Origin of the sequence: Pseudomonas fakonensis (assembly GCF_019139895.1) — a bacterium.
Classification (GTDB): Bacteria; Pseudomonadota; Gammaproteobacteria; order Pseudomonadales; family Pseudomonadaceae; genus Aquipseudomonas; species Aquipseudomonas fakonensis.
This window is the reverse complement of record NZ_CP077076.1, coordinates 2,409,053-2,432,488: the sequence shown is the minus strand read 5'-3', so window position 1 is coordinate 2,432,488 and position 23,436 is coordinate 2,409,053. Positions and strand designations below refer to the sequence as shown.

23 protein-coding genes and 1 tRNA gene are annotated in these 23,436 nt (G+C 64.2%); 15 read left to right on the top strand and 9 right to left on the bottom strand.

The window, feature by feature from the left end; genetic code table 11:
- Nucleotides 1–36: 36 nt before the first annotated feature.
- Nucleotides 37–1,278 carry an OprD family porin gene (locus KSS94_RS10990; protein WP_217842999.1) on the top strand — a complete coding sequence of 414 codons (1,242 nt, stop codon included), beginning with the start codon at nucleotides 37–39 and terminating at the stop codon, nucleotides 1,276–1,278.
- Between the two features lie 153 nt (nucleotides 1,279–1,431).
- On the opposite strand, the gene KSS94_RS10985 is transcribed toward KSS94_RS10990, so the two are convergent.
- A complete protein-coding gene (locus KSS94_RS10985; protein WP_217842998.1) occupies nucleotides 1,432–2,367 on the bottom strand; it encodes a LysR family transcriptional regulator in 936 nt (311 codons plus the stop codon).
- 105 nt (nucleotides 2,368–2,472) lie between these two features.
- Between KSS94_RS10985 and KSS94_RS10980 the strand changes: the two genes are divergently transcribed.
- From KSS94_RS10980 to KSS94_RS10970, 3 genes are all read left to right on the top strand, one after another.
- Nucleotides 2,473–3,216 carry an SDR family oxidoreductase gene (locus KSS94_RS10980; protein WP_217842997.1) on the top strand — a complete coding sequence of 248 codons (744 nt, stop codon included), beginning with the start codon at nucleotides 2,473–2,475 and terminating at the stop codon, nucleotides 3,214–3,216.
- A gap of 48 nt (nucleotides 3,217–3,264) precedes the next feature.
- Nucleotides 3,265–3,942: a type 1 glutamine amidotransferase domain-containing protein gene (locus tag KSS94_RS10975; protein ID WP_217842996.1), complete on the top strand. Its 678-nt coding sequence runs from the start codon at nucleotides 3,265–3,267 to the stop codon at nucleotides 3,940–3,942.
- 162 nt (nucleotides 3,943–4,104) lie between these two features.
- Nucleotides 4,105–4,614, top strand: coding sequence for a ProQ/FinO family protein (locus tag KSS94_RS10970; RefSeq protein WP_217842995.1), 510 nt, complete (start codon nucleotides 4,105–4,107; stop codon nucleotides 4,612–4,614).
- Nucleotides 4,615–5,192: 578 nt separating this feature from the next.
- Here KSS94_RS10970 and KSS94_RS10965 read toward each other — a convergent pair.
- Nucleotides 5,193–5,280, bottom strand: a tRNA-Ser gene (locus KSS94_RS10965).
- Between the two features lie 154 nt (nucleotides 5,281–5,434).
- Between KSS94_RS10965 and KSS94_RS10960 the strand changes: the two genes are divergently transcribed.
- From KSS94_RS10960 to KSS94_RS10925, 8 genes are all read left to right on the top strand, one after another.
- Nucleotides 5,435–6,106, top strand: coding sequence for a Bax inhibitor-1/YccA family protein (locus KSS94_RS10960; protein ID WP_217842994.1), 672 nt, complete (start codon nucleotides 5,435–5,437; stop codon nucleotides 6,104–6,106).
- Between the two features lie 234 nt (nucleotides 6,107–6,340).
- On the top strand, nucleotides 6,341–7,720 hold the full coding sequence (locus KSS94_RS10955; RefSeq protein ID WP_217842993.1) for a nucleobase:cation symporter-2 family protein: 1,380 nt from the start codon (nucleotides 6,341–6,343) through the stop codon (nucleotides 7,718–7,720).
- An 87-nt stretch (nucleotides 7,721–7,807) separates the two neighbouring features.
- Nucleotides 7,808–8,200: a sulfurtransferase complex subunit TusD gene (gene tusD / locus KSS94_RS10950; RefSeq protein WP_217842992.1), complete on the top strand. Its 393-nt coding sequence runs from the start codon at nucleotides 7,808–7,810 to the stop codon at nucleotides 8,198–8,200.
- Nucleotide 8,201: 1 nt separating this feature from the next.
- Complete coding sequence (gene tusC, locus KSS94_RS10945; RefSeq protein WP_217842991.1) at nucleotides 8,202–8,561, top strand: sulfurtransferase complex subunit TusC; 360 nt, start codon at nucleotides 8,202–8,204, stop codon at nucleotides 8,559–8,561.
- Nucleotides 8,561–8,857, top strand: coding sequence for a sulfurtransferase complex subunit TusB (gene tusB / locus KSS94_RS10940; RefSeq protein ID WP_217842990.1), 297 nt, complete (start codon nucleotides 8,561–8,563; stop codon nucleotides 8,855–8,857). Before tusC ends, tusB begins: the two co-directional genes overlap by 1 nt.
- A complete protein-coding gene (locus KSS94_RS10935) occupies nucleotides 8,854–9,189 on the top strand; it encodes a TusE/DsrC/DsvC family sulfur relay protein (RefSeq protein WP_217842989.1) in 336 nt (111 codons plus the stop codon). Before tusB ends, KSS94_RS10935 begins: the two co-directional genes overlap by 4 nt.
- A gap of 29 nt (nucleotides 9,190–9,218) precedes the next feature.
- Nucleotides 9,219–10,202 carry a glycosyl transferase family protein gene (locus KSS94_RS10930; protein WP_217843569.1) on the top strand — a complete coding sequence of 328 codons (984 nt, stop codon included), beginning with the start codon at nucleotides 9,219–9,221 and terminating at the stop codon, nucleotides 10,200–10,202.
- A gap of 98 nt (nucleotides 10,203–10,300) precedes the next feature.
- The gene (locus tag KSS94_RS10925) at nucleotides 10,301–11,263 is read left to right on the top strand and encodes a glutathione S-transferase family protein (protein ID WP_217842988.1); all 963 of its coding nucleotides are present in this window, start codon (nucleotides 10,301–10,303) and stop codon (nucleotides 11,261–11,263) included.
- A gap of 103 nt (nucleotides 11,264–11,366) precedes the next feature.
- Here the strand turns inward: KSS94_RS10925 and cysG are convergent, their stop codons facing one another.
- The 6 genes from cysG to KSS94_RS10895 form a co-directional block, all read right to left on the bottom strand.
- Nucleotides 11,367–12,761, bottom strand: coding sequence for a siroheme synthase CysG (cysG, locus tag KSS94_RS10920; RefSeq protein WP_217842987.1), 1,395 nt, complete (start codon nucleotides 12,759–12,761; stop codon nucleotides 11,367–11,369).
- Nucleotides 12,762–14,042, bottom strand: a complete 1,281-nt coding sequence (gene serS / locus KSS94_RS10915) for a serine--tRNA ligase (RefSeq protein ID WP_217842986.1) — start codon at nucleotides 14,040–14,042, stop codon at nucleotides 12,762–12,764.
- A gap of 30 nt (nucleotides 14,043–14,072) precedes the next feature.
- Nucleotides 14,073–14,447 carry a fluoride efflux transporter CrcB gene (gene crcB / locus KSS94_RS10910; protein WP_217842985.1) on the bottom strand — a complete coding sequence of 125 codons (375 nt, stop codon included), beginning with the start codon at nucleotides 14,445–14,447 and terminating at the stop codon, nucleotides 14,073–14,075.
- Entirely contained in the window at nucleotides 14,444–15,769 is a 1,326-nt protein-coding gene (locus KSS94_RS10905) for a replication-associated recombination protein A (protein ID WP_217842984.1), read from the bottom strand. Before KSS94_RS10905 ends, crcB begins: the two co-directional genes overlap by 4 nt.
- A gap of 12 nt (nucleotides 15,770–15,781) precedes the next feature.
- A complete protein-coding gene (gene lolA, locus KSS94_RS10900; RefSeq protein ID WP_217842983.1) occupies nucleotides 15,782–16,405 on the bottom strand; it encodes an outer membrane lipoprotein periplasmic chaperone LolA in 624 nt (207 codons plus the stop codon).
- Nucleotides 16,406–16,466: 61 nt separating this feature from the next.
- Nucleotides 16,467–18,923, bottom strand: a complete 2,457-nt coding sequence (locus KSS94_RS10895) for a DNA translocase FtsK (RefSeq protein ID WP_217842982.1) — start codon at nucleotides 18,921–18,923, stop codon at nucleotides 16,467–16,469.
- 378 nt (nucleotides 18,924–19,301) lie between these two features.
- Here KSS94_RS10895 and aat point away from each other — a divergent pair, with 378 nt between their 5' ends.
- From aat to infA, 3 genes are all read left to right on the top strand, one after another.
- Nucleotides 19,302–19,982, top strand: coding sequence for a leucyl/phenylalanyl-tRNA--protein transferase (gene aat, locus KSS94_RS10890; RefSeq protein WP_217843568.1), 681 nt, complete (start codon nucleotides 19,302–19,304; stop codon nucleotides 19,980–19,982).
- 60 nt (nucleotides 19,983–20,042) lie between these two features.
- The gene (locus KSS94_RS10885; RefSeq protein WP_217842981.1) at nucleotides 20,043–20,750 is read left to right on the top strand and encodes an arginyltransferase; all 708 of its coding nucleotides are present in this window, start codon (nucleotides 20,043–20,045) and stop codon (nucleotides 20,748–20,750) included.
- Nucleotides 20,751–20,852: 102 nt separating this feature from the next.
- On the top strand, nucleotides 20,853–21,071 hold the full coding sequence (gene infA / locus KSS94_RS10880) for a translation initiation factor IF-1 (protein ID WP_002553999.1): 219 nt from the start codon (nucleotides 20,853–20,855) through the stop codon (nucleotides 21,069–21,071).
- Nucleotides 21,072–21,154: 83 nt separating this feature from the next.
- Here infA and clpA read toward each other — a convergent pair whose 3' ends face one another.
- The gene (clpA, locus tag KSS94_RS10875; RefSeq protein ID WP_217842980.1) at nucleotides 21,155–23,425 is read right to left on the bottom strand and encodes an ATP-dependent Clp protease ATP-binding subunit ClpA; all 2,271 of its coding nucleotides are present in this window, start codon (nucleotides 23,423–23,425) and stop codon (nucleotides 21,155–21,157) included.
- Nucleotides 23,426–23,436: the final 11 nt, after the last annotated feature.

Below are 23,436 nucleotides of genomic sequence, written 5' to 3'. Positions count from 1 at the left end.
TCATCGACCCTCCTGCCACTACGGAGCATGCCAGGCATGTCGTCAAACAAGACCCTTGCAACACTCGGTTCCTGCGCACTGTTGTTCCCCTTGGCGGCCTCGGCGGACTTCATCGCCGACAGCACCGCTGCGGTAGAGCTGCGCAACTTCTACTTCAACCGCGATTTTCGTAACGGCCCGCCCACCGCGCAGCGCGACTCGGCCGCCGAATGGGCCCAGGGTGCGATGCTGCGGTTCACCTCCGGCTACACCGAAGGCACCGTCGGTTTGGGCCTCGATGCCCTGGGCATGTACGGCTTCAAGCTCGACGGTGGCGACGGCTCGGGCGGTACCGGCCTGCTGCCGGCCGACCTCAGTGCCAACAACGGCCAGGGCTCGCAGCGCGAGTACGCCAAGCTGGAGCTGACCGCCAAGGCGAAGGTGTCGCAGACCGTGTTGAAAGTGGGCTCGCTGGCGTTGCGTAACCCGGTGGCGCAAAGCAACGACACCCGCCTGCTGCCGTCCACCTTCGAAGGCGCCATGGTCACCTCCAGCGACATCGACAACCTGGCGTTGCAGGTGGGCAAGCTGCGCCAGATCAAATTCAACAGCTCCACCAACTACCAGGACTTCACCGGCAACCGCATCGGCGGGGTGAGCGATGATTTTCGCTTTGCCGGCGGCACCTACAGTTTCGGCAAGGGGCTCAGCACCAGCCTGTTCTATGGCAACCTGGAGGACGTCTACCAGCAGGTGTTCGGTGGCGTGGTGTATGAGCTGCCGCTGGCCGCGCAGCAGTCGCTGAAATTCGACCTGCGCTATGCCAAAAGCCGCGAGGACGGCAGTTTTCGCCCGCTCGACAACCGCTCGGCCAACGGCCAGGTGGCCTACACCTTGGGCGGCCATATGTTCACCGCGGCCTACCAGCGCATGAGCGGTGACGACCCCTTCCCCTATATCGCCAACAGCGACCCGTACCTGGTCAACTTCGTGCAGATCAACGACTTTGCCAACATCGACGAACGTTCGTGGCAGCTGCGTTATGACTACAATTTCGCAGCCATCGGCGTGCCGGGGCTGAGCTTCATGACCCGCTATGTCAGCGGTGACAATGTGCAGGTGGCTGGCGGGCATGGGGGCAAGGAATGGGAGCGCAACACCGACATCGGTTATGTGGTGCAGACCGGTTCGTTGAAGAACCTCGGGGTGAAGGTGCGAAATGCCACGGTGCGCTCGAACTTCGGTAATGACCTGGATGAGACGCGGTTGATTGTCAGTTATACGTGGGGGCTTTGGTAAGGCTCGGCCAGGCCATCTTGCGTGCTGCCGGGCGCGATCCTCTGTAGGAGCCGGCTTGCCGGCGATGGGGCCATTTGCCCAGACGGTGATGCCTGGTCGGACGCCATCGCCGGCACAGCCGGCTCCTACAGAGAACCGCCTACGCTCGGCAGATCAGGGTTTGCCCATCGGCATTGGCACGCCACCCGGGAACACCTTCCTGTCACCGAGCTTCTCCAACAAGAAGTCATACACCAGCCGTATCCGCCGCGGCGCAGGCCCAGGCCGGGTTCGGTAGAGAATCAGCTCGAGCGGCGGCGGTGCGTATTCCGGCATCACCTCTACCAGCGTGCCCTGGGTTAAATGGGGCTCAGCCAGATACAGCGGAACCTGGGCAAACACCGCCCCTTGCAGCACCATTTCAAGCTCCGTCTCCGGGTCGTCACAGGTAAAACCCGGTTGCTCGGGAATGAAGCTGCCATCGTCAGGGAAAACCCACGGCCAGCCGCGGCCGGTCCTGCGGTCCTGCAGCAGCGACAACGGCATGGCTTTGAGTGCTTCGAGGCTCAAAGGTGTACCGGTATTGGCAATCAGCTCAGGCGCAGCCACCACCACCAGCGGCACACTGGCCACCGTCCGGGCAATGAAGCGCCGATCCCGCACGCTGCCCACCCGAATGCCGATATCGATCTTCGAGACCACCGAGTCAGTCAGTTCGTCATCCAAGGTAAGGTCGATACTCAACTTCGGGTGTTGCCTACGCAGTTCGGCCAGAAAGCGCGCCAGGTAGAGCTTGCCAATGGCATGGGGCGCTGTCAGCCCCACCCGCCCTGACAGCTCCTGGTCGGCATCGCGGTCGGCCCTGACGAACAGCTGGTCGAAGCCATCCACGGCGGCTTTCGCCTCCTGCGCCAGCGCCCTGCCGAAATCGGTGATGCGCATCTGCCGGGTGCTGCGATGGAACAGCGGCTCGCCCATCAGCCGCTCCAGTTCCTGCACTGCACGGGTGACTTTTTGCGGTGATGTGGCCAGTTGGTTGGCGGCCTCACGGAACGACGAGCAATCCGCGACCGCCAGGAAAACCCTGACCATGTCGAGTCGGTTCAGCATCGATTTCTTCCACTTTCAGGAATACTCAAATCCTGAATATTCCATTCTATGTGACAAACCCGCAACCCATAATCGGTGCCATCTCCACCCACTGAGGTTACTGAAATGAGCAAAGGTATCGAAGGTAAAGTCGTCGTGATCACGGGTGCCAGCAGCGGCCTGGGCGAGTCCACCGCCCGCCACCTGGCCAGGCTGGGTGCAGCGGTGGTGCTTGGCGCACGCCGTGAAGAGCGCCTGAATGCTATCGTCGAAGAGATCAAGGCCGAAGGCGGCAAGGCCACTGCCCACGCGGTGGATGTGACCCGCCGTGAAGACCTGGCTGCCCTGGTGCAACACGCGGTGAACACCTTCGGCCGCGTGGATGTGATGATCAACAATGCAGGGCTGATGGCCATTTCGCCGATTGCCGAACTGCGCGTCGATGAATGGGACCGGATGATCGATATCAACATCAAAGGCGTGATGTATGGCATCGCCGCCGCGCTGCCGCTGTTCGAGCAGCAAGGCGCCGGGCACTTCATCAATATTTCATCGGTGGCCGGTATCAAGGTGTTCAGCCCAGGCGGCTCGGTGTACAGCGGTACCAAATATGCGGTGCGGGCGATTTCCGACGGCTTGCGCCATGAAGTGGGCAGCAGCATCCGCACCACCACCATCGAACCCGGCGCGGTGGACTCCGAGCTCAAACACGGCAGCGGGCACCAGGCCAGCGCGCAGGCAGTGGCCGAGTTCTACAAGCAGGCAATCCCGGCAGAATCGGTTGCCCGGGCCATTGCCTTCGCCATCGAGCAACCGGCGGATGTGGACATCAACGAGATCGTGCTGCGCCCGACCTCCCAGGACTTCTAAGCCAACCGCCGCCCCACCTCCACGACTGCAACACTCGAGGAAACACGCATGAAAATTCTGATGGTACTGACCTCACACGATCAACTCGGCAACACCGGCTTGAAAACCGGTTTCTGGCTCGAAGAATTCGCAGCCCCCTACTACGTGTTCAAGGACGCCGGTGCCGAAGTCGTGCTGGCATCCCCGGCAGGCGGCCAGCCGCCGCTCGATCCGAAAAGTGAGCTGGCGGACTTTCAGACCGACATGACCCGCCGCTTCAATGCCGACCCGGCGGCGCAGCAGGCACTGGCCAATACGGTCAAGCTCGCCAGCGTCAACGCAAAGGATTTCGACACCGTGTTCTACCCAGGCGGCCATGGCCCGCTGTGGGACCTTGCCGAGTCGCAGACCTCCATCAGCCTGATCGAGGCCTTCGAACGCGCCGGCAAACCCATTGGCTTCGTCTGCCACGCACCGGGTGCGCTGCGCCATGTAAAAGCAGCCGATGGCTCGCCCTTGATCAAGGGCCGCCGGGTGACCGGGTTCACCAACGGTGAGGAAGCCGCCGTTGAGCTCACCAATGTGGTGCCGTTCTTGATCGAAGATGAGTTCCAGCGCCTGGGCGGGCTGTATGAAAAAGGCCCGGATTGGGCGCCGTTCGTGGTCGAAGATGGCAAGCTGATCACCGGGCAGAACCCCGCAAGCTCCGAAGCGGTAGCCGAGGCGCTGGTTGCCCGGGTGAAGTGATTTTTGCAGGTTCTCGCAAGTGTATTACCCGCCCCATCGCAGGCTTGCCTGCGATGGGGCTTTCACTGAATTTCAGGCAACTTGTCCTGTTTGTGCTGCCTCCAGGCGCTGCATGGCTTATCCTTGCGCCACGCAATCAACTTCGAAGCAGTGAATTGAACGATGGGTTTTGAACAACTAGCTGGACTCCGTGACCGCCTGCGGGCTGAAAAAGAGCAGGCCAAGGCCGAAAGCGCCCCCCAGCGCAAGCGCAAACCCGCCGCCCAGGCCAAGCCTCGCGAGCAGGACCCGGCAGTGGCGGCGATCTGGCCGTTGCAGAAGCACTTTCCGCAGGCCTTCCCGGTCAACCCCGCGCCCAAGGTGCCGCTCAAGGAAGGTATTTTCAAGGATGCCGAACAACACCTGGAGCTGCTGGGGCTGACCCGCGAACAGCTCAAATTGGGGATTTCCACCTGGTGCAAGGGCAACCGGTACTGGGCCAGCATGGTCGAGGATGCGCCGCGGCTGGATTTGAACGGGCAGCCAGCGGGGACCGTGACTGCGGCCCAGGCGCTGCATGCCAAGCAGCAGGCTTCGCGCCAGCGTAGTCAGGATCGGCGTAATCGGGCCAAGGCGAAGGCGAAGCCGGCGGAGGCTGCGGTTGAGGCGGTGGTGGAGAAGGTTGAGGGTTGAGTTGCGGAGGATTCACTGCCTGAGGCTGTCTGTGAAGCCTTGAAGCCTTGAAGCTTGAGACGAACTCTGCGAGGGCTCGCCTTTTCGGCGAGCCCTCGCGTTTGTAAGGTTCTGAATGTGATCGCGTGAGGGCGACCAGGTGCAAAGCTATAGCCTTGTAGCGCCTATCAGATCGAGCGCCGCCCGCGCGGCGCATCGCCGGCAAGCCGGCTCATACAGTTTGTTTCGGGCCAGTTATTCCTGTGCAAGTACCGGCGCCTGCCTTGGTGCATGCCTTGAATCATTTGAAGCATCGGCAACGCCCACGCTGAAACCGCGGCGAACCAACAAGGTGGACCAGGTGATGGCACAGAAGATACTGGCCCGAAACAAATTGTAGGAGCGGCCTTGTGCCGCGATGCGCCGCGCGGGCGGCGCTCGATCTGATAGGCGCTGCAAGACCTTCGGCGAGCCCATGCCAGCCTTCACTGGTTAAGCGTGCAACGCGCTAAAAACGCACCCCGACAGCCCCTACGCATGGGTGCATTTTCCCACACCCCAAAAACGCAAAAAGCCCTGAATAATCAGGGCTTTGAATATGGCGGAAGCGTAGAGATTCGAACTCTAGGATAGTTGCCCATCGACGGTTTTCAAGACCGTTGCCTTAAACCACTCGGCCACGCTTCCAGCTCGTTTTGCGGCGGCCATAATACCGTAATGAAACAAGCTGTCAAACTCTCTGTGTCGCGGGTTGCGGCAGCTCTGGTATGCTCTGCTCACTTACGTTTCAATGCCGAGGGTCCGAGACCCCGGCCCATCACCCAATCTAAGGAGTGTCGCCATGCGCGAACAGGATTACGCCGTACACCAGGGCCAACAGGTCGAGCAGCAGGAAATCAGCAAGGTCCTGCGCAACACGTACAGCCTGCTGGCACTCACCCTTGCCTTCAGCGGCATCATGGCCTTCGTCTCGCAGCAGATGGGCTTCCGCTACCCCAACGTGTTCGTCGTACTGATCGGCTTCTACGGCCTGTTCTTCCTCACCGCCAAGCTGCGTGACTCGGCCTGGGGCCTGGTGTCCACCTTCGCCCTCACCGGCTTCATGGGCTTCATCCTCGGCCCTATCCTCAACCGCTACCTGGGCATGAGCGGCGGCGCCGAAGTGGTCAGCTCGGCCTTTGCCATGACCGCCCTGGTGTTCGGTGGCCTATCGGCTTACGTGCTGATCACCCGCAAAGACATGAGCTTCCTCAGCGGCTTCATCACCGCCGGTTTCTTCGTGCTGCTGGGCGCCGTGGTTGCCAGCTTCTTCTTCCAGATCAGCGGCCTGCAACTGGCGATCAGCGCCGGCTTCGTGCTGTTCTCGTCGGTGTGCATCCTGTTCCAGACCAGCGCCATCATTCACGGCGGCGAGCGTAACTACATCATGGCTACCATCAGCCTGTATGTATCGATCTATAACCTGTTCGTCAGCCTGCTGCAGCTGTTCGGCATCATGGGCCGTGACGACTGATACAGTCGCTGCGCCTGAATGAGAAAGCCCGCTTCGGCGGGCTTTTTTGTGGGTCAACGTCAACCACCGCCCCCAAGCTCCCACGCCATTGATGCCAAACCCTGAAGGGCCTGAAAAACTGGACCTTAAAGTCAGCTTGTTCGCCGATCATGCCGACATCTACCCTGCCCCTACCCCAATCGGTTTTCTGCCCGTAGAATGCGCTCCTTTTTTCTGCCGGGGCAGCATTTTCCAATGAGTTCACATGAACACGAGCCAGGCGCGGCGGCGCCTGCCAACGAACTGGTACTGGGCCTCGAAGACAAACCGCGCCCGTTGATCGGCCTTTTGGCTGCACTGCAGCACCTGCTGGCGATCATCGTGCCGATCGTCACCCCGGGCCTGCTGATCTGCCAGGCGCTGGGCGTGTCGGCGCGCGATACCAACCTGATCGTGTCCATGTCGCTGGTCATCTCTGGCATCGCCACTTTCGTGCAATGCAAGCGCTTCGGCCCGTTCGGCGCCGGGCTGTTGATCGTGCAGGGCACCAGCTTCAACTTCGTCGGCCCGCTGATTGCCGGTGGCGCGCTGATGGTGCAACAGGGCACGCCAGTGGAAGCAGTGATGGCGGCCATCTTCGGTGTGGTGATCGCCGGCTCGTTCGTCGAGATGGGCGTGTCGCGCATCCTGCCCTTCGTCAAACGCCTGATCACCCCGCTGGTGACCGGTATCGTCGTGCTGATGATCGGCCTGACCCTGATCAAGGTCGGCCTGATCAGCATGGGCGGCGGCTTCGGCGCCATGCAGAACGGCACCTTCGCCAACGGCGAGAACCTGCTGCTGTCGGGCGCCGTGCTGGCGGTCATCGTCATCCTCAACCGTGTGCCGGTGGTGTGGATGCGCAGCTGCGCCATCGTCATCGCCCTGGCCGTGGGCTATGCCCTGGCCGGCTACCTCGGTCGCCTGGACTTCACCGGCATGCACCAGGCTGCGCTGTTCCAAGTGCCGACGCCGCTGCACTTCGGCCTGGGCTTCTCGTGGCCGCTGTTCATCCCGATGCTGGTGATCTACCTGGTGACCTCGCTGGAAGCCATCGGTGACGTCACCGCCACCAGCAAGGTGTCGCGCCAGCCGGTCGAAGGCCCGGTGTGGATGCAGCGCATCAAGGGCGGCGTGCTGGTCAACGGCGCCAACTCGCTGCTGGCCGGCCTGTTCAACACCTTCCCCAGCTCGATCTTCGCCCAGAACAACGGCGTGATTCAGCTGACCGGCATTGCCAGCCGCCATATCGGTATCTGGATCGCCGCCATGCTGGTGCTGCTGGGCCTGTTCCCGAGCGTCGCCGGGGTGATCCAGGCGGTGCCTGAGCCGGTACTGGGTGGCGCGGCCATGGTGATGTTCGGCGCAGTGGCGGCCTCAGGCATCAACATCCTTGCCAGCACCCGCCTCGACCGCCGTGCGCTGCTGATCATCGCCGTATCGCTGGCCCTGGGCCTGGGCGTGGCGCAGGTGCCGGAGTTCCTCGCGCACATGCCGGCAGCCATCCGCAACGTGCTGGAGTCGGGAGTCGCCACCGGCGGCATCTGCGCCCTGGTACTCAACTGGTTCCTGCCAGAGAGCAAAGGCCAGCACTGAGCCCGGCCTGCCTGAAGCGAAGAGCCCGCGCCCACCTGCGCGGGCTTTTTGCTTTATCATGGCGGCATTCTTTTGCACGAGTTCCCGATGAAATTCGCCATTGCGGTCTTTTCCCCGGCCCATGCGCCCTCCTCGCGCCGCGCCCTGCGTTTTGCCGAGGCGGTGCTGGCCGGCGGGCATGACATTACCCGCCTGTTCTTCTACCAGGACGGGGTGCACAGCGCCTCGGCCAACGTCGTCACGCCCCAGGACGAGCTGGATGTAGCCGCCCAGTGGCGCGAGTTCGTCAACCAGCACCGCCTCGACGCCGTGGTGTGCATCGCCGCCGCCCTGCGCCGCGGTGTGCTCAACGACGAAGAAGCCAACCGCTACCAACGCCCGGCGGTGAACCTGCCGATACCCTGGGATCTGTCCGGCCTTGGCCAACTGCACGAGGCCGCGCAAGTGGCCGACCGCCTGGTCTGCTTCGGAGGCGATTGAAATGGCCAAGTCCTTGTTGATCATCAGCCGCCAGGCGCCCTGGGCCGGCCCGTCCGCCCGCGAGGCGCTGGACATTGCCCTGGCCGGCGGCGCCTTCGACCTGCCGCTGGGCATGCTGTTTCTCGATGACGGTGTGTTCCAGCTGGCCGCCGCCCAGCAGCCCGATGCACTGCAGCAGAAGAACCTCGCCGCCAACCTGCAGGCCCTGCCGATGTTCGGCGTGGATGAATTGTTCGCCTGCGCCCACAGCCTGGCCCGGCGCGGCCTCGCTGGAGAGGCGCTGAGCCTGCCGGTCGAAGTGCTCGACGACGCTGCGCTGAAAGCCCTGATGGCCCGTTTCGACCAGGTGGTGACGCTCTGATGACGACCTTGCATGTAATCACCCATTCGCCGTTCGGCGACGAGCGCCTGGCCAGTTGCCTGCGCCTGCTCGGCCCGCAAGACGCGCTGCTGCTGTGCGGCGACGCCACCTACGCGCTCAAGCCCGGCAGCGAGCCGCTGCGCGCGCTGCAAGCCGCAAGCCTCGACGGGCGGCTGTTCGCCCTGGCCGAAGACCTGCAAGCCCGCGCCCTCGACGCCACCCAGGCCAAAGCCGTGGACTACCCCGCCTTCGTCGAGCTCACCCTGCACTACGACAAGGTCAACAGCTGGCTATGAGCACCCTGACTGTTGGCGAACGCGATATCGCCCTGGACAAGGACGGCTTTCTGGTCGACCTGCAAGACTGGTCGCACCCGGTAGCCGAAGCACTGGCCGAGCGCGAAAACATCGCCCTCACCGCCGAGCACTGGGAGGTGCTCGAGGTGCTGCGCCAGTTCTACGCCGAGTACCAGCTGTCGCCCGCCACTCGCCCGCTGATCAAATACACCGCCCTCAAGCTGGGGGCGGACAAGGGCAACAGCCCGCACCTGAACCGCCTGTTCAACGGCACCCCCGCCAAACTGGCCGCCAAGCTGGCAGGCCTGCCCAAGCCGACCAACTGCATATGACCGAGCCCTGCGTGAACGAAGCCCGCCCGCTGACCCTGGAAACCCCGGCCGAACACCCCTTCGCCGAGTTCGTGCGCATACTCGGCAAGGGCAAGCGCGGCGCCCGCGGCCTTACCCGCGAAGAGGCCCGCGCCGCCATGACCCTGCTGCTCGAAGGCAAGGTCGAGGACACCCAGCTGGGTGCCTTCCTGATGCTGCTGCGGCACAAAGAGGAAAGCGCCGAAGAGCTGGCCGGCTTCACCGAAGCCCTGCGCAGCCACCTGCATGCCCCAAGCGTCGCCGTGGACCTGGACTGGCCGAGCTACGCCGGCAAGAAGCGCCACCTGCCCTGGTACCTGCTGGCGGCCAAGTGCCTGGCCGGCAATGGCGTGCGCATTCTGATGCACGGCGGCGGCGCCCACACCGCCGGGCGGCTGTACACCGAGCAGTTGCTGAGCCTGCTGGACATCCCGCTGTGCCGCGACTGGGCCAGCGTCGAGCAGGCCCTGGGCAGCCGCCAACTGGCGTTCTTCCCATTGCAGGACTGGGCGCCGCAACTGCAGCGCATGATCGACCTGCGCAACACCCTCGGCCTGCGCTCGCCCATCCACTCGCTGGCCCGGGTGCTCAACCCGCTGGGCGCACGCTGCGGCCTGCAGAGCATCTTCCACCCCGGCTACCAGGCGGTGCACCGCGAGGCCAGCCGCCTGCTCGGCGACCATGCAGTGGTAGTCAAAGGCGACGGCGGCGAAATCGAGATCAACCCGGATGTCATCAGCCACCTCTACGGCACCTCGGCCGGCGAAGCCTGGGACGAAGAGTGGCCAGCCCTCAGCGCTCAACGTCATGTGAAGCCGGCCAGCCTGCAGCCCGAGCACCTGCTGGCGGTCTGGCGCGGCGAGGCCGAGGACAGCTACGGCGAACTGGCCGTGGTGGCAACCATGGCCCTGGCCCTGCGGGGCCTCGGTCAAGGCCGCGAACAGGCCTTCGCCACCGCCCGTGACTACTGGGCCGCCCGCAAAAACATCGAATAAACCGATCAAAACACTGCAGTCTTTGCGCTATTTATTCGAACGTTTTTCTCTAGACTGAGCCCCAACGACAAACCACTTTTGTTCCGAGGAGCTTCACCATGGGCCTTTTGATCGACGGCCGCTGGCACGACCAGTGGTATGAAAACGGCAAGGACGGCGCTTTCAAGCGCGAGAACGCCCAGCGCCGCAACCCGCTGCCGGCACCCGAGGCCGGCCGTTACCACCTGTACGTGTCGCTGGCCTGCCCATGGGCCCACCGCACCCTGATCGTTCGCGCCCTCAAGGGCCTGGAGCCGCTGATCGACGTGTCGGTGGTGAGCTGGCTGATGGGTGAGCACGGCTGGACGTTCGACCAGCAGGACGGCTCCACCGGTGATCACCTCGACGCCCTGCAGTACCTGCACCAGCGCTACACCCAGGATGACCCGCAGTACACCGGCCGCGTGACCGTGCCGGTGCTGTGGGACAAAAAAGACAAGCGCATCGTCAACAACGAGTCGTCGGAGATCATCCGCATCTTCAACACCGCGTTCAACGAGCTGACCGGCAACACCCTGGACCTCTACCCCGAGCCCCTGCGTGCCGCCGTCGACGCCCTGAACGAACGCATCTACCCGGCGGTGAACAACGGCGTGTACCGCGCCGGCTTCGCCACCACGCAAGAAGCTTATGAAGCAGCGTTCGACGAGGTGTTCAACGAGCTCGATTACCTGGAAGAGCTGCTCGGCCGCAACCGCTACCTGGCCGGCGAGTACCTGACCGAAGCCGACGTGCGCCTGTTCACCACCCTGGTGCGTTTCGATGCGGTGTACCACGGCCACTTCAAGTGCAACCTGCGCCGCCTGAGCGACTACGCCAACCTGTCCAACTGGCTGCGCGAGCTGTACCAGCTGCCAGGGGTGGCGGCCACGGTGAACATGGAGCACATCCAGAAGCACTATTACATGAGCCACAAGACCATCAACCCCAACGGCATCGTGCCCAAGGGCCCGCTGCAGGACTTCAACCAGCCCCACGACCGCGCACGCTTGCCGGGCAAGGGGATCTGGCAGGCCAGTTGATATCTGCTCGCGTTGTCAGGTCTTGTCATTGATCGAAAAGCTGGCGCGCCCCCTGTAGGAGCGGCCTTGTGTCGCGATGGGCCGCACAGCGGCCCCCGACGATTCAACTGCCTTGCTGCAAGCCTTCAAACCACGCCAGCTTGTCGCGCAACTGCACCACTTCCCCAACAATTACCAGGGTTGGCGCATGCACTTCATGCTGGGCCACCAGCGCCGGCAAATCCGCCAGGGTACCGGTGAACACCCGCTGGTTGCGCGTGGTGCCTTGCTGCACCAGCGCCGCCGGGGTGCTGGCTGCGCGGCCATGGCGAATCAGCTCGGCGCAGATGGTCGGCAGACCGACCAGGCCCATGTAGAACACCAGGGTCTGGGCCGGCGCCACCAAGTCGTGCCAAGGCAGGTTGCTGGTACCGTCCTTCAAGTGGCCGGTAACGAAACGCACCGACTGGGCATAGTCGCGGTGGGTCAGCGGAATACCACCATAGGCGGAGCAGCCACTGGCCGCAGTAATGCCCGGCACCACCTGGAACGGGATACCCTGCTCGGCCAGCTGTTCGATCTCTTCGCCGCCCCGGCCGAAGATGAACGGGTCGCCGCCCTTCAGGCGCAGCACGCGCTTGCCCTGTTGGGCCAGGTCCACCAGCAGGCGGTTGATCTGGTCCTGGGGCACGGCGTGGTCGGCGCGGCGCTTGCCCACATAGATGCGCTCGGCGTCACGCCGGCACATCTCGATGATGGCCGGGGCCACCAGGCGGTCATACAGCACCACGTCGGCCTGCTGCATCAGGCGCAGGGCACGGAAGGTCAGCAGGTCCGGGTCGCCGGGGCCGGCGCCCACCAGGTACACCTCGCCGCCCTGTTGCACCGGCGCGCCTTCGACCATTTCACGCAGCAGGCGCTCGGCCTCGGCGCCCTGCCCGGCCAACTGGCGCTCGGCGATCGGGCCCTGGAACACCGTTTCCCAGAAGCCGCGGCGCTGGTTGACGTCGGGGTACAGCGCCTTGACCTTGTCGCGAAAACGCGCGGCCAGCCCGGCCAGCTCGCCGTAGGCGGACGGGATCCAGGCTTCCAGTTTGGCCCGGATCAGGCGCGCCAGCACCGGCGCATCGCCGCCGCTGGACACTGCCACCACCAGCGGCGAACGGTCGACGATGGCCGGGAAGATCACCGTGCACAGCGCCGGCGCATCCACCACATTGACCGGCACGCTCAGCGCCTGGGCGTCGGCCGAAACCTGGGCGTTGAGGCCCGGGTCATCGGTGGCGGCGATCACCAGGCGGCAACCGGCCAGGTCTGCTTGCGCATAACCGCGCACCAGCACTTCGCCCCCCCCTTCACGGGCAAGCGCAGCCAACTGGCCGTCGATATCCGGCGCCACCACGCGCAGCACGGCGCCGGCGTCGGCCAGCAGGCGTGCCTTGCGCAGGGCGATCTCGCCACCGCCGACAACCAGCGCGCGGCCACCCTGCAGCTTGTGAAACAGCGGCAGGTAGTCCATTTAGCGAATGACCTCGACGCCGCCCATGTACGGTTTGAGTACTTCAGGCACACGGATCGAACCGTCGGCCTGCTGGTAGTTCTCCAGCACCGCTACCAGGGTGCGGCCAACCGCCAGGCCGGAACCGTTGAGGGTGTGCACCAGCTCCGGCTTGCCGGTTTCCGGGTTGCGCCAGCGGGCCTGCATGCGGCGCGCCTGGAAGTCGCCGCAGTTGGAGCAGGAGCTGATCTCGCGGTACTTGTCCTGGCTCGGCACCCACACTTCCAGGTCGTAGGTCTTCACAGCGCCAAAGCCCATGTCACCGGTGCACAGGGCCAGTACGCGGTATGGCAGCTCCAGCAGTTGCAGCACGCGCTCGGCGTTGCCGGTCAGGCCTTCCAGGGCTTGCATCGACTTGGACGGCTCCACCACCTGCACCATCTCGACCTTGTCGAACTGGTGCTGGCGGATCATGCCGCGGGTGTCACGGCCCGACGCACCGGCTTCGCTGCGGAAGCACGGGGTGTGGGCGACCAGCTTGAGCGGCAGCTGCTTGGCGTCGAGGATTTCGCCCGCCACCAGGTTGGTCAGCGACACTTCGGCGGTCGGGATCAGGTAGAAGTCAGCCTCGCCTTCGCGGGTGATCTTGAACAGGTCTTCCTCGAACTTCGGCAACTGGCCGGTGCCCTGCAGGGCCGGGGCCTGCACCAGGTACGGGGTGTAGTGCTCCTCGTAGCCGTGCTCGCCGGTGTGCAGGTTGATCATGAACTGCGCCAGGGCGCGGTGCAGGCGGGCAATCGGGCCGCGCAGCACGGCAAAGCGGGCGCCGGACAGCTTGGCTGCGGCCTCGAAGTCCAGGCCACCGCTGACTTCGCCCAGGGCGACGTGGTCCTTGATCTCGAAATCGAAGGTTTGCGGGGTGCCCCAGCGACGCACTTCGACGTTGTCGTCTTCGCTGGCGCCCACCGGCACGCTGGCGTCCGGCAGGTTGGGGATGGTCAGCAGGATGCCGTCCAGCTCGGCCTGGATCTCGTCCAGTTCGGCCTTGCCGGCGGCCAGTTCATTGGCCATGCGCTCCACATCTGCCATCAGCGGCGCGATATCCTCGCCCTTGGCCTTGGCCTGACCGATGGACTTGGAGCGGGCGTTACGCTCGGCCTGCAGCTGTTCGGTGCGGGTCTGCACCGCCTTGCGGCGCTCTTCCAGTGATTCGATGCGCGCGACATCCAGGCTGAAGCCACGGGAGGCCAGGCGATCCGCCACTTCCTGAAGTTGGCCGCGTAACAGTTTGGAATCGAGCATATCGTTCTCTCGTTATGTGTGGGTGTTGGTTCAGAAACGGGTCAGGGCCAGGCCGGCCCAGGTGGCGAGCAGCCCACCCACCACGCTGGCAGCGCTGTAACCCAGGGCCAGCGGCACCTGGCCACTTTCCAGCAGGCGCACGGTGTCCAGCGAAAAAGAAGAAAAGGTCGTCAGGCCGCCCAGAAAGCCTACGATCAGCCCGGCGCGCAGCTCGACCGGCACCATAGGTTTGTGCAGGAACAGGCCGTACAGCAGGCCGATCAGCAGGCAGCCGATCAGGTTGACCGCCAGCGTACCGAGATAGAAGTGCCGTGGCCAGTGGGCGTTGACCCAACTGGCGGTGGCAAAACGCAGCAGCGTGCCGGCGATACCGCCCGCGCTGACAGCGGCAATGAGTGCGATCAAGGTTTTCTCCGCTGGCGGGGGCTGTTGCGGTCGAGCTCGGCCAGGTGGCGCAGCTTCTCGCCGATCTTCAGCTCAAGGCCGCGCGGTACCGGCTGGTAGTACTGGCGCGGTTCGAGCTGCTCGGGGAAATAGTCCTCGCCAGCAGCGTAGGCGTCAGGCTCGTCGTGGGCGTAGCGGTATTCCTCACCGTAGCCGAGCTGCTTCATCAGCTTGGTGGGGGCATTGCGCAGGTGCAGCGGCACTTCCAGCGAGCCATGTTCGGCGGCTTCGCGCAGGGCAGTCTTGAAGCCCACGTACACGGCGTTGCTCTTGGGGGCGCAAGCGATGTAGGTGATGGCCTGGGCCACCGCCAGCTCGCCCTCGGGGCTGCCCAGGCGCTCCTGCACATCCCACGCCGCAAGGCACAGGCTCAAGGCGCGGGGGTCGGCATTGCCGATGTCCTCGCTGGCCATGCGCACCACGCGGCGGGCGATGTATAGCGGGTCGCAGCCGCCGTCGAGCATGCGCGCGTACCAGTACAGCGCGCCATCAGGGTTGGAGCCACGCACCGACTTGTGCAGCGCCGAGATCTGGTCGTAAAAGGCCTCGCCGCCCTTGTCGAAGCGCCGCCGGCTGTCGCCGAGCAGGCTTTGCAGCATCTCGACGTCGATTTCGCTACCGTCTTCGGCCAGGTCCGAGGCGTTCTCGAGGAAGTTGAGCATGCGCCGGCCATCGCCATCGGCGGCGGCCATGAGCATCTTGAAGGCCTCGTCGCCCACCCGCAGGTTGCGCTTGCCCAGGCCGCGCTCTTCAGTGAGCGCGCGGTTGACCAGCTTGCGCAGCGCCGGCTCGTCGAGGCTCTTGAGCACGTACACCCGGGCCCGCGACAGCAGCGCGTTGTTCAGCTCGAAGGACGGGTTTTCGGTGGTGGCGCCAATGAACAGCAGGGTGCCGTCTTCAACGTAGGGTAGAAAGGCGTCCTGCTGCGACTTGTTGAAGCGGTGCACCTCGTCGACGAACAGGATGGTGCGCCGACCATACTGGCCGGCCTGCTGCTTGGCCACCTCGACGGCCTGGCGGATCTCCTTGACCCCGGCCAGCACCGCCGAGACCGTTTCGAAGTGCGCGTCGCAAAACTTTGCCAGCAGCCGCGCCAGGGTGGTCTTGCCAACCCCGGGCGGGCCCCAGAAGATCATCGAGTGCAGCGCGCCCTGCTCCAGCGCCTCGCGCAGCGGCTTGCCGCGCGCCAGCAGGTGCTCCTGGCCGACGTACTCGTCCAGGTTCGAGGGGCGCAGGCGGGCGGCCAGGGGCTGGGCGACGGGTTCGCTTCGAAACAGGTCCATCACGGGCTCCGGTTACTCCTTGATGACGTCCGCGCCTTTGGGGATGTCAAAGGTGAATCGGCTGTCGGCCACCGGCTGGTTGGCCTTGACGCCGTTGAACAGGATGTTGGTACGTTGGCCAACGCTGTCCACCAGCTGCATTTCGTTGATCAGGCCCTTGCGGAACGAAACCCGCAGCGAGTCGAACAGGGTGTCCTTGGTTTTCGGCTTGAGGGTGAAGTCCATCACCTCGCCCTGCTCCAGGGAGCTGATGTCGAAGCTCTGGCTGATCTTCGACACATCACCGGAGAGCAGCAGCGCCGGGGTCTGGTTCAGGCGCACGTCGAGCTTCTTGACGGTGGCCTGCTCCAGGTCCGGGTCCCACAGGGTGACGTTCTTGCCGTCCGACACTACCACCTGCTCCTGCGGCGCATCGGTGTGCCAGTAGAACAGGCCCGGGCGCTTGACGGTCATCTTGCCGGACGTTTCCTGCAGGCTGGTGCCGCTGGCGTCGATGGTCAGCTGGGAGAAGTTGGCCTCGATGGTCTGCGACTTCTCGAGCAACTGGGTCAGGCGCTGCACATCCTTTTCGCCCGCGTGTGCCGACAGGCTGGCCGCGGCCAGGGCAGAAACCAACAGCATGCGAATCATGCGCATGGGAATCCTCGTAGAGCGTGAATAGGCCGGGCACCGTCATTGGCGCCCGACGGGGGAATCATCAGTCGCGCGGGCCGCCGGGGGCAATCACTTCCCGCGAGCCGTTGCTGTTCATCGGGGTAACCACGCCGGCCATCTCCATCGCCTCGATCATGCGCGCGGCGCGGTTGTAGCCGATCTTGAGCTTGCGCTGCACCGCCGAAATCGAAGCGCGGCGGCTTTCCAGCACAAACTGCACGGCTTCGTCGTACAGCGCGTCGGCTTCTGGGTCATCGCCGTCGCCACCGCCGCCACCGCCGCCGTCGAAGCCGCTGCCGGCCTCCTCGACACCGTTGAGGATATCGTCGTTGTAGTCCGGTGCACCGCGCAGCTTCCACGCCTCGACCGTGCGGTGCACCTCGTCGTCGGAGACGAACGCGCCATGCACACGGATCGGCAGGCTGGTGCCCGGTGGCATGTACAGCATGTCACCGTGGCCCAGCAGTTGCTCGGCGCCGCCCTGGTCGATGATGGTGCGCGAGTCGATCTTGCTCGACACCTGGAACGCCATGCGCGTGGGGATGTTGGCCTTGATCAGGCCGGTGATCACGTCCACCGACGGGCGCTGGGTGGCCAGAATCAGGTGAATACCCGCGGCACGGGCTTTTTGCGCGATACGCGCGATCAGCTCTTCGACCTTCTTGCCGACGATCATCATCATGTCGGCGAACTCGTCCACCACCACCACGATGGTCGGCAGGGTTTTCAGCGTCGGCGGCTCGTCGTCCATGCTCTCGCGGCGGTACAGCGGGTCGTGGATGACCTCGCCGGCCTCTTGCGCGTCCTTGACCTTGCGGTTGAAGCCGGCCAGGTTACGCACGCCCATGGCTGCCATCAGCTTGTAGCGGCGTTCCATTTCGGCAACGCTCCAGCGCAGGGCGTTGGCGGCGTCCTTCATGTCGGTGACCACCGGGCACAACAGGTGCGGGATGCCTTCGTAGATCGACAGCTCGAGCATTTTCGGGTCGATCATGATCAGCCGCGCGTCTTCCGGGCCGGACTTGAACAGAATCGACAGGATCATTGCGTTCACACCCACCGACTTACCGGAACCGGTGGTACCGGCCACCAGCAGGTGGGGCATCTTGGCAAGGTCGGTGATCACCGGCTTGCCGCCGATGTCGTGGCCCAGGGCCAGGGTGACCGGGGACTTCTGCTCGTCGTACTGCGGGGTCGACAGCACCTCGGAGAAGCGCACCATCTGGCGGTTCTCGTTGGGGATCTCGATACCCACCGTGGTCTTGCCCGGGATCACCTCGACCACCCGCACGCTGGTCACCGCCAGCGAGCGCGCCAGGTCCTTGGCCAGGTTGGCGATGCGGCTGACCTTGACGCCGGCGGCCGGCTGGATTTCATAGCGGGTGATGACCGGGCCCGGGTGGATGGAGTCCACCGAGACTTCAACGCCGAACTCCTTGAGCTTGACCTCCAGCAACTGGCCGACGCTGGCCAGGGATTCGGGCGAATACTCGATCTTTTTCTGCTCGGCCGGGTCGAGGATGGAAATCGAAGGCAAGGTGCCTTCCACGGCGCTGTCGATGAACAACGGCGCCTGTTTTTCCTTCATCACCCGCTTGCTTGGCTCCGGCGCGGCGGGGGCGGCCGGCGGCATGATTACCGGAGCGGCAGCCGGGGCAGGCGCTTGTACGCGCGGCACCACCGGCTCGCGTGGCACCACCGGGCGGGCCGGCGGCTCTTCGCGCTCGACCACACGCTCGCGCACCTGCTGTTGCGGCTTGGCCGCTTCGCGCTTGTCGGCGCTCATGGGCGCCAGGTCGAAGGCCGGTTCGTCCACCTCGCGCAGCTGCGCTACCAGGCGCTTGCGCTCGTTGCGTGCCTCCCACCAGCGGGTGGCTGCGCCCTGCACCAGTTCGAACAGGTCGAGGGTGATCTTGCCGGTCAGGTCCATCACCTTGAACCACGAAAGGTCGGTGAACACGGTCAAACCGAACAGGAACAAGGCAATGAACATCAGCGTGCTGCCCTGCACGTTCAACAGGTTGCGCGCCAAGTCGCCCAGGCTCTCGCCCAGCGCGCCACCGGCGGAGAACGGCAGGCTTTGCGACTGGTGGAAGTGGATATGCGCCAGCGCCGCGCCCGACAGCACCAAAAACACCAGGCCGATCAGGCGCCAGGAGAACAGCCAGCCGCTCCACTGCCACGGCTGGTGGCGTTCGCGGAAGATCTGCCAGGTCTTGATTGCCAGCAGCAGCGGGAATATGTAGGCGAAATAGCCCAGCACCATGAACAGGATGTCGGCGAAGTACGCCCCGGCACGGCCGGCGGCGTTCTGTACCTGCTCGGCGTTGCTGGTGTGGCTGAAGCCAGGGTCGGAGGTGTCGTAGGTGACCAAGGCCATCCACAGGTACAGGCACAGCGCGCCGACAGCGATCAGCGCACCTTCCTTGAGGCGATAATGCAGCTGCTGCCGCCACAGGGGCAAGGGCAAGGGAGCTGGGGTTGCGGTGGATTTCTTCAAAACGCGTCTATTCCTGCGCGAATAGTGATTGGCCGATGACTGGCCAACAAATCACTACTTTTAACATTACTGCCCGTCAGCCGCCATGGCGGCGCGCCGTTCGGGGGCGTGAACGGGGGCTACTTTCATATAGGTGCAATTTGAGCATGCATTTTCTTTTGTGACAAAGGCTTATGCTGTGTTTTTGCACAGGTGTGACAGCAAAACTGCCAGATGGTGCCGAGGGGTGGCGAAGGCGAAGGAAATTTGCCGGCCAGACGCAATTGCCTTGTGCTGGCTGTACCGGCCTCATCGCCGGCACAGCTGCCCATGGCGTTGACCTGCTTGGCAAGCCGCGCCATGCTGGTCGCCCTCCCCTCCCCCACCGCCCAAGACACCATGCTCACCTGGCTGACCCGCGACTCGCTGACCTTCCCGCCCCTGGAAAAGGCCCTGCACGACCCCAACGGCCTGCTCGCCGCCGGCGGCGACCTGACCCCCGAGCGCCTGGTCGCGGCCTATCGCCATGGCTGCTTCCCCTGGTACCAGGATGGCCAGCCGATTCTCTGGTGGTCGCCCGACCCGCGCACCGTGATGTTCCCGGACGAACTGCATGTGTCGCGCTCGCTGGCCAAGCTGATGCGCCAGGGCCGCTACCAGGTCAGCTTCGACACCGACTTCGCCGCGGTAATCGCCGCCTGCGCCGCGCCGCGCGACTACGCCGACGGCACCTGGATCACCGACAACATGCGCGCCGCCTACTGCGAGCTGCACCGGCGCGGCATCGCCCACTCGGTAGAGGTACGCCAGGACGGCGAGCTGGTGGGCGGGCTGTACGGCCTGGCCATGGGCCGGCTGTTCTTCGGCGAATCGATGTTCAGCCGCGCCGACAACGCCTCGAAGGTGGGTTTCGCCACCCTGGTGCAGCACCTCGAGCAGGCCGGCTTCGTGCTGATCGACTGCCAGATGCCCACCGACCACCTGCACAGCCTGGGCGCCCGCGCCATCAGCCGGGCGAGCTTCGCCGAGCATCTGGCCAGCTACCTCGACCAGCCCAACGGCGCCACTTGGGTCGCCTAGGCGCGTTGCCCGCAGCTGGCTTACACTTAGAGACAAAGTCTCACCGTAAAGGGGTTGATCATGACAGAGCTGGCGCGGTTGAAGTTTTATGCCACTCAACCCCACTCCTGCAGCTACCTGCCGGACGAGCAGGCGACCACGCTGTTTCTCGACCCGAGCCAGCCGATGGACGTGCACGTGTACGCCGACCTTTCGGAAATGGGCTTTCGCCGCAGTGGCGACCACCTCTACCGCCCACACTGCCAGCACTGCAACGCCTGCGTACCGGCACGCATCCCCGCCGCGCGGTTCATCCCCAACCGCCAGCAACGGCGTATTCTCAAGCGCAACGCCGACCTGACCGTCACGGCCGCACGCCCCGCATTCAAAGAGGAATACTTCGACCTGTACCGGCGCTACATCGAGCAGCGCCACGCCGATGGCGACATGTACCCGCCCAGCCGTGACCAGTTCTCGACTTTTCTGGTGCGCGACCTGCCGTTCTGCTGGTTCTACGAGTTCCGCCTTCAGGGCCGGCTGATGGCCGTGGCGGTATGCGACCTGCTGCCCAACGGGCTGTCAGCGGTGTACACCTTCTACGAGCCGGAAGAAGAACGCCGCAGCCTCGGCCGCTACGCCATCCTCTGGCAGATCACCGAAGCCCTGCGCCAGGACCTGGACGCGGTTTATCTTGGCTACTGGATCAAGAACTGCAAGAAGATGAACTACAAGACCCAGTACCGCCCCATCGAATTGCTGATCAACCAGCGCTGGGTCAGCCTCAACTGAAAGCATTGGCTTGAAACACAATTTTCGGGCATAATCCACGCCACTTTTTTGCCCGGTGCAGTCACGCGTCGGGCCAACACTGGATACCGAGGGCTTTACTGCATGTCGAAAGAAGACAGCTTCGAAATGGAAGGCACTGTCGTCGACACCCTGCCCAACACCATGTTCCGCGTGGAGTTGGAAAACGGGCACGTCGTTACCGCGCACATCTCCGGCAAGATGCGCAAGAACTACATCCGTATTCTCACTGGCGACAAGGTCCGCGTCGAACTGACGCCGTACGACCTGAGCAAGGGCCGCATCACCTACCGTGCGCGCTAAGCTTCAGCCATGAAAAAGCCCGGCCATGTGCCGGGCTTTTTTGTGTGCGCTCATGAAAGCAGGGCCGCATAGCGGCCCCAGCCTTACGCGACTTCAGCCGTGGTCTCGTAATCGAACACCAGCTCGCCATCGCGCATGTCGATGTGCACCACACCGCCATGCTCGGCCAACTCGCCGAACAGGATCTCCTCGGCCAGCGGCCGCTTGATCTTGTCCTGGATCAGCCGCGCCATCGGCCGCGCGCCCATCTGCACGTCGTAGCCCGAAGCCGCCAGCCAGCCGCGCGCGGCGTCGGTGACTTCCAGCAGCACACGCTTGTCCTCGAGCTGCGCCTGCAACTCGATGAGGAACTTGTCGACGATGCTCTTGATGGTCTCGTGGGACAGCCTGCCGAACTGGATGATGGTGTCCAGGCGGTTGCGGAACTCCGGCGTGAAGCTCTTGCGGATGACCTCCATGGCGTCGGAGGAGTGATCCTGGTGCGTGAAGCCGATCGAGGCCCGCGCAGCGGTTTCGGCGCCGGCGTTAGTGGTCATGATCAGGATCACGTTACGGAAGTCCGCCTTGCGCCCGTTGTTGTCGGTCAGGGTGCCGTGGTCCATCACCTGCAGCAGCAGGTTGAAGACTTCCGGGTGGGCCTTCTCGATTTCATCGAGCAGCAACACGCAGTGCGGCTGCTTGGTGATGGCTTCGGTCAACAGGCCGCCCTGGTCGAAACCAACGTAGCCTGGCGGGGCACCGATCAGGCGCGACACAGTGTGGCGCTCCATGTACTCGGACATGTCGAAACGCACCAGCTCGACACCCAGCGCCTTGGCCAGCTGGCGGGCCGCTTCGGTCTTGCCCACACCAGTGGGGCCGGCGAACAGGAACGAGCCTACCGGCTTGTCCGGCGCCTTCAGGCCGGCACGGGACAGCTTGATGGCGGTAGCCAGCGAATCGATGGCAGCATCCTGACCGAACACAGTCAGTTTCAGGTCGCGCTCCAGGTTGCGCAGCAGCTCTTTGTCGGAGCTGGTGACGTGCTTTGGTGGAATCCGCGCGATCTTGGCGACGATGTCCTCGACTTGCGGCACATCGATGCGCTTGACCCGATTGGCCTCAGGCTGCAGGCGCTGATAGGCGCCGGCCTCATCGATCACGTCGATGGCCTTGTCCGGCATGTGCCGGTCATTGATGTAGCGCGAGGCCAGCTCGGCGGCGGCGCGCAGGGCTTCGTCGCTGTACTCGATGTTGTGGTGGCTTTCGAAGCGGCCCTTGAGCCCGCGCAGAATGCCCACGGTGTCTTCCACTGAAGGCTCGGTGACATCGACCTTCTGGAAGCGCCGCGCCAGGGCACGGTCCTTCTCGAAGATGCCACGGAACTCCTGGAAGGTGGTCGAGCCGATGCAGCGAATATCACCCGACGACAACAGCGGTTTGAGCAGATTGGAGGCGTCCATTACCCCACCCGACGCCGCACCGGCACCGATGATGGTGTGGATCTCGTCGATGAACAGGATCGCCTGCGGGCGCTTGCGCAGCTCGCCGAGCAGCGCCTTGAAGCGCTTCTCGAAATCGCCGCGGTACTTGGTACCGGCCAGCAATGCACCCAGGTCGAGGGAATACACCACGCTCTGGGCCAGCAGGTCGGGCACCTGGCCGTCGACGATGCGCTTGGCCAGGCCTTCGGCGATGGCGGTCTTGCCGACACCGGCCTCACCCACCAGCAGCGGGTTGTTCTTGCGCCGGCGGGCAAGAATCTGCGCTACGCGCTCGACTTCCTGCTCGCGGCCCACCAGCGGGTCGATACGCCCGGCACGGGCCAGTTCGTTGAGGTTGCTGGCGTAGGCGTCCAGCGGGTTGCTGGAAGAGGAAGACTCACCGCCCTCCTCGTCCTGCATTTCCTGGTCGCCGTCGGTGTTCGGGCCATGACCCGGCACCTTGCTGATGCCGTGGGCGATGTAGTTGACCACGTCGATGCGTGCCACGCTCTGCTGCTTGAGCAGGAACACGGCCTGGCTTTCCTGTTCGCTGAAGATGGCGACCAACACGTTGGCGCCGGTGACTTCGCGCTTGCCGGAACTTTGCACGTGGAACACCGCGCGCTGCAGCACACGCTGGAAGCCCAGGGTCGGTTGCGTTTCGCGGTCCTCGTCATGCACGGGGATCAGCGGCGTGGTGGAATCGATGAACTCTTGCAGGTCGTGCTTGAGCTTGTCGAGATTGGCGCCACAGGCGCGCAGAACGGTCGCGGCGGCCTCGTTGTCAAGGAGTGCCAGCAACAGGTGTTCGACGGTCATGAACTCATGACGCTTCGAACGGGCCTCCTTGAAGGCCAGATTGAGGGTGACTTCGAGCTCGCGGTTTAACATAGCTTCACCTC